This window comes from Kamptonema sp. PCC 6506, assembly GCF_000180455.1.
Lineage (GTDB): Bacteria > Cyanobacteriota > Cyanobacteriia > Cyanobacteriales > Microcoleaceae > Kamptonema > Kamptonema formosum.
On sequence record NZ_CACA01000129.1, the window covers coordinates 36,759 to 48,090 of the forward strand.

Annotated in this window: 7 protein-coding genes; 3 read left to right on the forward strand and 4 right to left on the reverse strand. The window is 41.9% G+C overall.

The window, feature by feature from the left end; all coding sequences use genetic code 11:
* The first annotated feature begins 38 nt into the window (after nucleotides 1-38).
* The 3 genes from OSCI_RS07430 (at nucleotide 39) to OSCI_RS07440 (ending at nucleotide 7,372) form a co-directional block, all read left to right on the forward strand.
* Nucleotides 39-3,284, forward strand: a complete 3,246-nt coding sequence (locus OSCI_RS07430) for a tetratricopeptide repeat protein (RefSeq protein WP_007354280.1) — start codon at nucleotides 39-41, stop codon at nucleotides 3,282-3,284.
* 25 nt (nucleotides 3,285-3,309) lie between these two features.
* Nucleotides 3,310-6,117: a CHAT domain-containing tetratricopeptide repeat protein gene (locus tag OSCI_RS07435; protein ID WP_007354281.1), complete on the forward strand. Its 2,808-nt coding sequence runs from the start codon at nucleotides 3,310-3,312 to the stop codon at nucleotides 6,115-6,117.
* Between the two features lie 232 nt (nucleotides 6,118-6,349).
* On the forward strand, nucleotides 6,350-7,372 hold the full coding sequence (locus OSCI_RS07440; protein ID WP_007354282.1) for a DUF5895 domain-containing protein: 1,023 nt from the start codon (nucleotides 6,350-6,352) through the stop codon (nucleotides 7,370-7,372).
* Between the two features lie 121 nt (nucleotides 7,373-7,493).
* Here the strand turns inward: OSCI_RS07440 and OSCI_RS07445 are convergent, their stop codons facing one another.
* From OSCI_RS07445 to OSCI_RS07455, 4 genes are read right to left on the reverse strand one after another with little or no spacing between them, the layout of a single operon-like run.
* Complete coding sequence (locus tag OSCI_RS07445) at nucleotides 7,494-8,198, reverse strand: hypothetical protein (protein ID WP_007354283.1); 705 nt, start codon at nucleotides 8,196-8,198, stop codon at nucleotides 7,494-7,496.
* A 4-nt stretch (nucleotides 8,199-8,202) separates the two neighbouring features.
* Nucleotides 8,203-8,346, reverse strand: coding sequence for a hypothetical protein (locus OSCI_RS30605; RefSeq protein WP_019488135.1), 144 nt, complete (start codon nucleotides 8,344-8,346; stop codon nucleotides 8,203-8,205).
* A complete protein-coding gene (locus OSCI_RS07450; protein WP_234708719.1) occupies nucleotides 8,346-8,903 on the reverse strand; it encodes a hypothetical protein in 558 nt (185 codons plus the stop codon). Before OSCI_RS07450 ends, OSCI_RS30605 begins: the two co-directional genes overlap by 1 nt.
* Before the next feature lie 11 nt (nucleotides 8,904-8,914).
* A complete protein-coding gene (locus tag OSCI_RS07455) occupies nucleotides 8,915-11,179 on the reverse strand; it encodes a M23 family metallopeptidase (protein ID WP_007354287.1) in 2,265 nt (754 codons plus the stop codon).
* Nucleotides 11,180-11,332: the final 153 nt, after the last annotated feature.

The window sequence follows — 11,332 nt, forward strand, 5'->3', positions numbered from 1 at the left end:
TAGTGTTAAAGTAGGCTCAAAGGCAGAGGCGGAAATTTATGGCGAAAACATACTACACCTATCGCCTTCGTGTTGCCAACCGCGATCGCGTCCAGGTGGAAAAGTGGGATGCTCAACATCAAGACAAAGGACAACCTAGCGGCGCACTTCGATATCAAGAGAAGCTACCAGAGATTGCACCACTGCTGCAAGCTGCCAAGAATAATGAGTTGAACGATTCTAGTTTAGTGCGATCGCTCGGAGAAGCCTTATTTGATGTCTTGTTTGATGACGTGCTGCGCCAAGATTTCGTCAACTTTTACTATCAGGTAGTGCAACAGGAAAAACAACTACTACGAGTTGAACTGGATATCGACGAACAGGGAATGCCTGAAATAGCTGCCCTGCCTTGGGAATTTATGTGCGTGCCTGCAAGAGCTAATCTAGGTACAATTTGGATGGGAACAGTACCGGATCTGGTTTTCTCTCGCAGGCGATCGCAGTGGATTGCCGCACAACCAATTCAACTAGAATCTGATGAAAAGCTGAGAATTGCTTTAATTATCTCTGCTCCTTCTAATTTACCGCCCGTTGCCTACGAACCAGTCCAAGCAGCATTAGAAAAACTAGCAGTTGAGCAAGCAAAACGGGTGGAATTATTGCCAATTATCAGTTCCGCTAACCCTGAAACTATTGATACTATTCTGTCAAAAGACCCTCATATTTTTCAGTTCATTGGTCATGGACGGATGAAGAATGAGGGTAAACAAGAAGTCGGTGAGATAGCTTTAGTCGATCCTGACTTTAATGAGGCAATGTGGGTGGATGCAGATTACTTCAGCGAATTGTTTAATCAACACCGCCCAGGCGTAGTCATGTTACAAGCTTGTGAAGGCGGAATGCTGTCTTCATCACAAGCATTTGTGGGAGTTGCATCTAAGGTTGTGCAACAGAATGTACCTGTAGTTGTAGCCATGCAATATGAAGTGACGAACAGCACTGCTAGTCGCTTTGCACTGCGCTTCTATCAACAGTTGGCAGCAGAAGATCCGGTTGATATTGCGGTTCAATATGCAAGACGTGCGATCGCTCTTGGGCCAACCCAATATCGTAAACGCGATTTCGCAACCCCTGTCATCTTCATGCGCGTGCGGGATGGTTATCTGTTTAAGCGCCAGAGTGCGTCCAGTCAGTCTAACCAACAGCCGGATTCTTCACTGACGGGAATTCCTGAGAACTTACCTCGCAGTGGAGTGGTGCAGTTTGTCGGTCGGGAGCGAGAGCTGGAAACTCTGCACCAGCAACTTCAAGAGAATGAACGGGTAGCGGTATCTGCGATCGCAGGCATGGGAGGCATTGGTAAAACGGAACTGGCACTGCAATATGCGCTAATTTGCAAGCAAACCTATCAAGGTGGCATCTGCTGGTTACGGGCGAAAGGATTAAATGTAGGCACTCAAATTGTCCAGTTTGGGCGATCGCGCCTCCAACTTCAGCCCCCTGAAGACCTAGACTTAACGGGTCAGGTAGGATTCTGCTGGACGCATTGGGCTGCGGGTAAGGTGCTGGTGATATTGGATGATGTTACAGACTACGAAGTCATCAAACCTTACTTGCCCCCTGCTGAATCTCGGTTCAAAGTACTAATGACCACCCGCCTACGGTTGGGTAAATCCGTCAAACAGTTGGAAATTGACGTGCTAGATGAGTCAGCAGCATTAGCACTACTAGAATCGTTAGTAGGAGCAGAGCGCATTCAGCAACAACGGGATAATGCCCAAAAACTTTGTGCTTGGTTGGGATACTTACCCTTGGGATTGGAGCTAGTGGGGCGCTATTTTGACCGTAAACCTGACCTTTCTCTGGCTGAAATGCAGCAACGGTTGGAGAAAAAGAGATTGGATGAGCGATCGCTCTCTAAACCTGACGCAGACATGACTGCATCTTTGGGAGTTGCCGCTGCCTTTGAACTAAGTTGGGATATACTAGATGAGCCAACAAAACAGTTAGGTTGTTTACTGAGCTTGTTTGCCCTAACTCCCATCCCTTGGTCGTTAGTAGAGCAGTGTCTGTCAGAGCTAGATTTGGACGACCTGGAAGAGCTGCGGGATGATAACCTGCTCAACCTGAACCTGCTACAGCGCAAGGGAGCAGGCATTTATCAATTGCATCAGCTGATTCGGGAATTCTTCCAAGCAAAACAAGTCAGCATAACCAACTCTGACGAACTCAAATGGCAGTTCTGTAAAGCAATGGTAGCTGTTGCTCAGAAAATTCCAGAAACTCCAACTCGCGACCTGCTTCTAGAACTGGCACTTACTATTCCTCATATGGCGGAAGCTGCCACAACCTTAAATTGCTACTTAACTGATACAGATTTACTCAAACCTTTTGAGGGTCTAGGTCGATTTTACGAAGGACAGACTTTTTACCAACAAGCCTCTGACTGGTACGACAGATGTCTTAGCCTGAGCAAGCAACGCTTCGGTAGCGAACATCTTAATGTTGCAACTAGCATCAACCATTTAGCATATATTTACAGGCTACAAGGTCGTTATTCAGAAGCCGAACTGCTGTGTAAACAAGTGTTGGAAATGAGACAACGTTTGCTAGGTGCAGAAGTTCCTGAAGTAGCTGACAGTCTCAATCAACTAGCAATTCTTTATAATCTTCAAGGAAAATACGATGATGCAGAGGCTTTATACAACCAAGCATTGGAGATGAAGCAACGCTTTTTAGGCTCTGAACATCCGGATGTAGCAGACTGTTTTAATAACCTAGCATACCTTTATCTCTCTCAGAGACGCTACGCCGAAGCTGAACCTCTGTTTGAACAAGCAATTATCATTTATAAACGAACAAAAAAGGAAATTTATCTCGCTACGAGTTTGAATAACTTGGCACGGCTTTACGATGACCAAGGACGCTACGCCGAAGCTGAACTTTTGTGCGTACAAGCACTGGAACTTTTTAAACACCTATTAGGAGAAGAACACCCCGATGTAGCAAACTGCCTTAACAACCTAGCATTTATCTATGCCCAGCAGGGTGATCTAGTAAAGGCAGAAATAACGTACATTCAAGCATTAAATATGCGTCAAAAGTTCCTGGGAAATGAGCATCCTGATGTGTCAGTTAGTATGAACGATTTAGCTAAATTCTACACTTCTTTGAAAAAATATGCCCAAGCTGAACCGCTCTATTTGCAAGCCTTAGCAAGCCTTGAAAAAAAACTCGGTAAAGAGCATCCACTTACAGTAAGAGTTAATCAGAATTTATCTGAATTGAGGATGCAGCTAAGATAATTTGACAATAATAAGGTAATATTTTATGCGTTCACGAACTGTTCTTTTGGTTTTGTTATTCATAGCTGGCTTGACTGGATTGCTGTTTTATGATTTTCACAATCAGCAAATTCCTCATCAAAAAAAATCCGAGCAAACTCCTAGCCCACATCCTAGTAAAATTCCTGTGCTAATTCCTACTCAAATCTCAGAGGGTTGTATCGAAAATACTGAACAAAAGAAAACTTCTAGTCCAATTACCAGTCAAAAATATACTCTTAAAGAAGCAGAAAATTATTTGCTAAAGGGAATACAATATACTAAAAAGTATCAATATGATGATGCTTTAAAAAGCTTTGATATAGCACTGAAAGTTTACCAAACAGAGAAAAATTTTGAGAAACAAGCAATTACTCTCGGTAATATAGGGAGCGTTTACTATGAAACAGCAAATTACAAACAAGCGATTAATTGTCATAATAAACGTCGCATAATTGCTGCTTCTAAAAAAATCAACAAAAAAGAAGAGACCGATGCTTTAAGTAGCTTGGGAAATGCTTACTATGCAATGGGGAACTATTCAAAAGCTCGTATTTACTACAAAAGAAGCTTAAAAATTTCTCTGGGTATCATTGATAAGCACTCGGAGGCGATAGCTTTAGGGGGACTGGGAAGTGTTTACCATAGCGTAGGTAACTATGGACAAGCAATTAAACATCATGAGAAACGTTTGAATATTATTAAAGAAGTTCTAAAGAACCAGCGACAATTAACTGAAGAAGATCGAAAAGAGTTTCTTAAATTAAAAGGAGCTGCTTTAGGTAGTTTGGGTAATGCTCACCACATGCAAAAAAAATACGAAAGAGCCATGGTGTACTATGAAGAGCATTTTAAAACTGCTGTAGATGGTCAAGATAAACGAGAAGAGGCGATCGCTCTAGGGGAATTAGGAAGTGCTTACCACGGTTATTGGAAGCGTAGTAATTTTAAAAATAATGGTGATTTGGAAAAAGCAATAAAACTTTATGAAGACCGTTTGAGAATTGCTAAAGGAATCGCTGACAGCCGTTTAATAGCATCGAGCCATGGCGGTTTAGGCTATATTTACTATTCCATAGCTAGTCGTAACTCTTCCCTAGAATTTTATGATAAAACTATTACGTCTACTGGTGAACATTTAAATACTTCAAAATCTATTCAAGATAAACCTGGTGAAGGAAATGCTCTAAATTTATTAGGAGTGTCTTATTTTCAGATTAGCAATCTTCTTAAAAAAGAACAAAAATTTGCTGAAGCTCAAGAAAATCTGGATAAAGCCATACAAAATTTGAAAACTGCGATAAGTGTAAGGGAATCACTCCGAGAGGGGTTAACTGAAACAGAGAAAGTTTTCATATTTGATACTCAACAGACTGCCTACCTCAATCTCCAACAAGTTTACATTAGTAAAGGTGAAAGTAAGGGTAAAAGTGAAGGTGAAGGTGAGTATGAGCTAGCGTTAGAAGTTGCAGAAAGAGGAAGGGCAAGAGCTTTCGTAGATGTTTTGGCAAAGCAGTTAAAGATTAATAGAGAAGTATCTACTACTTTGAACTTTAAAGACATTAAAAGAATTGCTCAAGAGCAGCAAGCTACCTTAGTAGTTTACTCATATATAGCAAAAGAAAATAACATAAGTGGTCACGACAGTCAAATTTATATTTGGATAGTTAGACCTAACCAAGAAAAAGTAAGCTTTGAAAAAGTGCCTCTGAATAGTTGGGAAAAAACACTTAATACAGTTAGGAAAAATTTACCAATAGGTGATAGACCAGTTGGTATTATAGGAAATTCACTTATACGTTATATAGTTCGTGGCACTAAAAAAGATATAAATGAAATAGACTCAAACAAACAAATTTCTCAAGAAGATATAGAAAAAATTTTATCCGAATATTATAAAGTTTTAATTGAACCGAAGAAAGGTCATAAGCTTTTATCAAAAGAAGATAAGAAAGTTATCTTTATTCCTCAAGGAACTTTATTTGAAATTCCTTTTGCTGCCCTCTATGATACGACGGAAAAACAATACCTAATTGAAAAATACAGCATTTTAACTGCCCCTTCAATTCAGGCATTGGATATGCTACGCGAACGGCAACAACAGCGTGAATTTAGTACCAAGTTTTTACGAGACGAAGATTGGTTAATTTTGGGTATAGAAGATGCAAAACCAAACAAATTCTGTTCGCAAGATGTAACGTTAAATAAACTACCAGGAGCAGAGCAAGAAGCAAAAGATATTGCTTCTGTGTTATTCCAAGGAAAAGCAATGGAGGATAAAACAGAAACTGCGGTTAGACAGAAGATGCTTCAGGCTCGCATAATTCATCTGGCAACACACGGCTTACTAGATAATTGTGAGGAAGAGGCAGAAGTTCCAGGAGCGATCGCTTTGAATGCTTCTGGAAACGATGATGGTTGGCTCACTGCCAGTGAAATTTCACAAATGAAGCTACAAGCTGAGTTAATTGTTCTAAGCGCTTGCGATACTGCGCTAGGACGACTGACTGCGGATGGAGTAATTGGTCTATCTCGGTCTGCAATCAGTGCTGGAGCTTCCAGCGCGATTGTTTCCTTATGGAATGTAGATGACTACTCAACAGCCTTCTTAATGACCGAGTTTTATAGACAATTGAAGGAGCAATCAAAATCTGGAAAATTGGACAAAGCAGAAGCCTTACGTCAGGCAATGTTGAACACAAAGAACTATGTAGACAAAGATACAAAAAAGAAGATTTACTCTGAGCCTTATCAGTGGTCTGCTTTTACCCTAGTTGGTGAGGCTACAACACAGTTAGAGAAGCGTCAGCAATGACTTCTTACTCCCCTGTCAGATGTCATATCATGTTCGGTAAATAACTTACGATTAAGATCCAATTTTAGTCCACCAATAAAAACCAGTTAACCCTTGAATCAAATCTGGCTGTTGAAGCAGAGATTGGCATCGGCGAAATAAAACCTCTTCAAAAATACAAATATTGCCAGGTTCCCCCTCCAGGAGTTAAGGCTACCGCCTTTCTGAGTTGCTCTTTTCAGCAACTTTTATAATGGTTAAAACTAATACCAAAGCTAAAACAAAAACCCCAGTCAAACCAGAAATCACAGAAGACACAACTCAATTTGACTCAGAAGACTTTGATTTTGAAATTGACCCCGAGCTCCTAGAACCTGGTCATAATCAAGTAAGACGACCTATTTTGCCCTATGGCATTGTTGTTAACGAACAAGTGGCAGGAATATTAATTCCAGAGGATCAGCTAGAAAAAGCCAATTGGTTTGTCATGCCAACAGAAGAAGAAATGACTACAATTGGACTAACAGAAGATGTTACAGGTCTGCTACTTTCTAAATGCCACTTATGCGTCCTGGGATTCGTCCCTGAATACATTCGTTACAAGAATGACGTTGCTAATTTAGGCGGGGCGATTGTCGGGCTGTATGAAGAGTATAAAGCTCAACTCGATAAAAAGATAATGGATGTTGTCAGCGAACACGCCGTTGTCTTTTTAGATAAAAACAATCGTCCCAGACACAGCACGCCTATTGTCGTCAGATTTAAGAATGTCGCACTTTGGAGCTTTAAAGCAGCTAGAGACGAATTTTACCGTTTGTTGGAAAAAGCATTCGCCGATTATTTCCAAATTCCTTTCAGCGGAAAAAGCGATAAATGGCGAAGCCTGGGTATCTTAGAAGTTCACTTCAAAGGAGTTAAAGAAGGCGAAGGCTCTAATAAGAGCTACTGCTGCAAAACTATTAACTATACCAAGCCGACTGCTGATAATTTTCCCTTACTCTATCTGGGACGGCCGCAGCATAAAAATGTGATTTGGGGATTGCACGATACCATTGCTGGATTCACTGAAACTCCTGCATTACCGGGTACAGCAGAACCACAAATTCAAGTGCTACCACCCATTGTTAAGAAAATAGAAAATGGGAAAAAGCAGACTGGGAATCATAAAACTCTTCGGAAAATTGCTACTGAAGTAATAGAGGAAGAGGATGATTTGGACGACTTAGATGAAGAAGATGAGTTGGAGGATGAATTGGATTCGGAAGAAGATGATTAACCGTCTCGGCTAGTTTATTTTCAAGAAGTGCCTCATATCCAGTTAAGGAGCGAGGCATTTTTTTATTGTGCAGAATAGGCGATATCTAACGGACAGTCAAGCTCAAATACTTTAACATCGCCTATTTTTTTTGATTTGGAATCTCACTCAAAGAACTGTTAGCTAACTGGTACTGGTGGCCGTTGAAGCAAAAAAATAACTGCCGCATACCATTCTTTGACTGCTGCTGTACTTGCAAACAAGGCAAATCCGAGGCTTTTGATGGGTCATTTACTACTTGAATTAGCGGTCTTTTCGGTGGCAAATTTGGATTTAAGTAACTAGCAAATACACGATGAGGAGGAGCATTGTTCTTGAATAAATACGCCGCGTATAAGCAACCTTCTGCACCGCAAACTCCAGGGCTGTTAAAATTAAAAATAACTAACCTGCCTGCTTGTCCATTTACAGCCCAGGCTAACACATTTGATGCTGAATCCTGGCGGTTAAGCTCAGAATTTTCAGCAACTATGGCTTGAACAGTTTCAACAGGGATGAATCTAGCAGCAGGTGCCCAAGAAATCGTTGTAGCACTGGCGGTACAACCAGCAGTTCCTAACAGCACTGATAACAGTAAGAACAAGATGACTCCAAAGCGGAACCACCGCCCAATAAATAAAAATGATGAGGCTCTAGGCGGGGAACTATTTAGGGAATTACAAGCGGGGTTTGGTAGTTGATTATGAGCAGGTGGAGAGAATAGTAATAAATTTCTCTTTGCAGCTATAATGTGTGGTTTATCTATTTGTTCTGCACCTAAAGTTAGCTGTTGGTTTTTGCTAAACATTGCTTTAACCTCCGTGAATTATTTCTATGTAGATGTCATACCCAATCCGGTTATGAAAGACACCATGCAGATTTACTAAATCCGCTTTTAGCAAAAGTTTGATTGTTGCTTGTAGGACTATTACCTTCATTTGATTTAGTATTGGCATCACTTCTTTGGACTGGTTTTACTAAGTGAAGGAACAGTAATACCAATCTGATTAAATGCCCAAAGTTCCTCTTCCGAAAATTGCCAAGCCGGATCTCCAAAATTGGGCTGCAAAGTAGAGCGAAACTTATCAATACTCCCTGCCTTGTTGATAGAGTAACGCAATTCTCCCAGAGCGATTTGCTTGGCTACTGATAGCTTGACCGTACGGCTGTAAGGATAAAAATCGTTGGTTGGGTTGGAATAAAGTAATTTACACTGATTCTCTTGGAGAGAAACTAATACAGAAAATGGCACGGCATCTCCCTGCAAATACGCATCGAACAAGCGATATTGAGTGTTGCCATCTGTTACTTCAGTTACAAACTCTGTCCTGAGAGTGCCTAGACCAACTGGAAGGCAAGCTGAAGAGAAATCAGCGTTACGAGGCTGCTGGCTAAAAGCAGGAGAATAGCTGAATAAGCTGCTTAACAAATAAACCAAAAAAGCTGTTAATAAGCCCCAGGTAAACTTCAACAGAATTGTCCGTTTTTTCAAGTAAATCATAGTGCTGAACATCTCCGTTTAATTCAAATTCCTTCTTGATATGGGTTAACAGCCGTTCCATTAATGCGGGTTTCAAAGTGCAAGCGAGGGTCTGCCGTTGTCCCAGTGCTGCCTAGTTCGCCTATGACTTGGCCTTGAGAAATGCGATCGCCAACTTTGAGTTTCACTGAACCCTCGCGCAAGTAAGCGTACCGAGTTGTACGACCGTTGCCGCGATCGATTTCAATCCAGTTACCGTAGCCACCGCCGCAGTTTTGTACCCCTTCTTTGCAGTTAGAAACCACTGTCTTGACAACCCCACCATCAACTGCTTTTATTGGACTTCCCATTGAGCCCGCAATGGCAATACCGCTGTAGGTTTTCCGCACGCCGGAAACGGGACGAGTTCGCATCCCAAAGCGCCTGGTTACTAGCCCATTTGCAGGCTTGATACCTGTTGATTGACCGCCGGGGGTAACACTCGCAGAATTAGAAGATTGCGCCACACTAGAAGTAGGAACGCAAGCAGCAGTATTCGACCCCGCGACTGTTGTACTTCCCCCTCGATAACGCTTCAAAACATCCTGTCCGTAACTTAAGAGAGTTAAACGACTAAATGTATCCGTTGCTCCGCCATCAACTTTGGAATAATCGCCTCCAAAATGTTTTTGAGCTACTCGCTCAATCAGGCGATCGCCACTAAAAAAACTCCCGGTAGTAGGGTCTTTTTCTTGAGAGGTAGCATTCAGCTTAGAAGCGATAGTTTGAGCAAAAACAGCTTCTTGATCGGCAGGTGGAAAAAATTGAAAAAGTTCTGCTTGAGTGGGTTGATAACCCCCTTGCAACTTGGCTAAAAATTGCTCGCCTTCTGGTTTAGATGAAATTGAACTAGCAGCGTACTCGTTGTAGCTCATAAACTGGTACTTGCCCAACGGAACCCCGCAATTCTTGCCACCATCAGCGCAAACATGAACGCCGACAGTTTCATAAGAACTGCTGCTTTCGATATTGGCGATCGCCTCCGACAAAGCGGCAACATTTACTCCTTGAACATTGCCAATTGACACTGGTGCAGTGGCACTAGGAGGGCAAGGAACGTTAATATTAGCTGCTGTACCTACACCTTTTGTAACAGGAGAAGATACTGAGCCACGAACCGCCCCAGTTGCTACAGAGGAAGAGCTGCTAGAGGATGGTTCCAAGGCTCCAACAAAAATGGGAGAATTAACCCGATAGGTGAAAAAGGGTAGTGGCCCAATAAAATAAGGAGAGCAACCGCAAGGGGAACAAAATCGGAAGAATAGAGCCGTATCAACGGTATCGGTTTGCTCGTCAGGTTCCATGACCACTACCTTAAAAGCACTGCCAAAAGGCAATCTTCCTGTCGGTTCTTTGCCACCATTGACACCTTTAAGACAGCCCGAGCCGCCCTCGACTTCCTGGTACTTACCGCTAATCCATTGCTTGCCTTCCAGAACACCGCGAGCGTTCCGACCTGAATTTTCCAGATCGTCTAGTTCGATGTAAGCACAATCATTTTCTTGGCAGTTAACTGAGAATCCCTGAACGTCGGAGCCTGATATCGTCTTAGTTCGCCGCCGTTCGGCTGGACCATAAATTGCATCAATTCTCATTACTAAATTGCCAATTTCTGCAATTGGATTGGGAAAACTCGATAGAGGTAAAACATTCAGCCCTGGTACGTCTTTAATTAAGGTTGTTTGCCAATCTGAAAATGCGCCAAGTTGAGCACTGCTTAAGTTGGGAATTGAAGATAGTGAATACTGAGACAGGTCAATTTCTGCCAGTTTCAAATTACCTAATTGTGGATGGGAACTGAGAACCCGATCTAAAGTGCGATCGCCTACATCAATGCCAGCAGCTTTTGTTGTTAGCAGTCCCGCCACTGGTGCAATTTCTGCGACTTTAAATTGACCGAGAAGAGGGATAGCCTGAATTAACTGATTTAACGACTGCTTGGCAACTAAAGTAAATGCGCTTAAAGCTATGCTATCTAAATTCAAACCAGCTTGTTCCGTGACAAAACCAAAGGATAGTAGTTCTGGTTGTAGAGCTTGGCTAATATCGCCCAACATAATGTACTGATCTGGAGTTTGTCCTGCTGTCCAACTTCGACTCAAATCATAACCAATAGCCTGCTTGTACTCTCCTGCTTCAAGGCTTCCCGATTGACTGATGGGTGGCATTTGAGAAAAAGAAATTTGTGTCCAATCTGGCAAGAGGGCGTTAACTGAAGTAGAATTTCCTTGCCTGTCTATCCCTGGTATTTCTAAAAGTCTGGTTGGCATTTCAGTTGTATCAGCCGGGATTTGTGCCAGAGCAAATATTGGTTGATAAAGGTAATGGGAAACTATTAAGAGTAGAGAGAATAAACAGATTGACAATTGTCTCACTTTTGTTGATGATATTCTTCTCATATTTATGCAAAAACTCCATTTATC

Bases quoted from the DNA above. Each gene is read 5' to 3' on its own strand.
- OSCI_RS07430 (WP_007354280.1), top strand. From the start codon at position 39: ATGGCGAAAACATACTACACCTATCGCCTTCGTGTTGCCAACCGCGAT.
- OSCI_RS07435 (WP_007354281.1), top strand. From the start codon at position 3,310: ATGCGTTCACGAACTGTTCTTTTGGTTTTGTTATTCATAGCTGGCTTG.
- OSCI_RS07440 (WP_007354282.1), top strand. From the start codon at position 6,350: ATGGTTAAAACTAATACCAAAGCTAAAACAAAAACCCCAGTCAAACCA.
- OSCI_RS07445 (WP_007354283.1), bottom strand. From the start codon at position 8,198: ATGTTTAGCAAAAACCAACAGCTAACTTTAGGTGCAGAACAAATAGAT.
- OSCI_RS30605 (WP_019488135.1), bottom strand. From the start codon at position 8,346: ATGCCAATACTAAATCAAATGAAGGTAATAGTCCTACAAGCAACAATC.
- OSCI_RS07450 (WP_234708719.1), bottom strand. From the start codon at position 8,903: ATGTTCAGCACTATGATTTACTTGAAAAAACGGACAATTCTGTTGAAG.
- OSCI_RS07455 (WP_007354287.1), bottom strand. From the start codon at position 11,179: ATGCCAACCAGACTTTTAGAAATACCAGGGATAGACAGGCAAGGAAAT.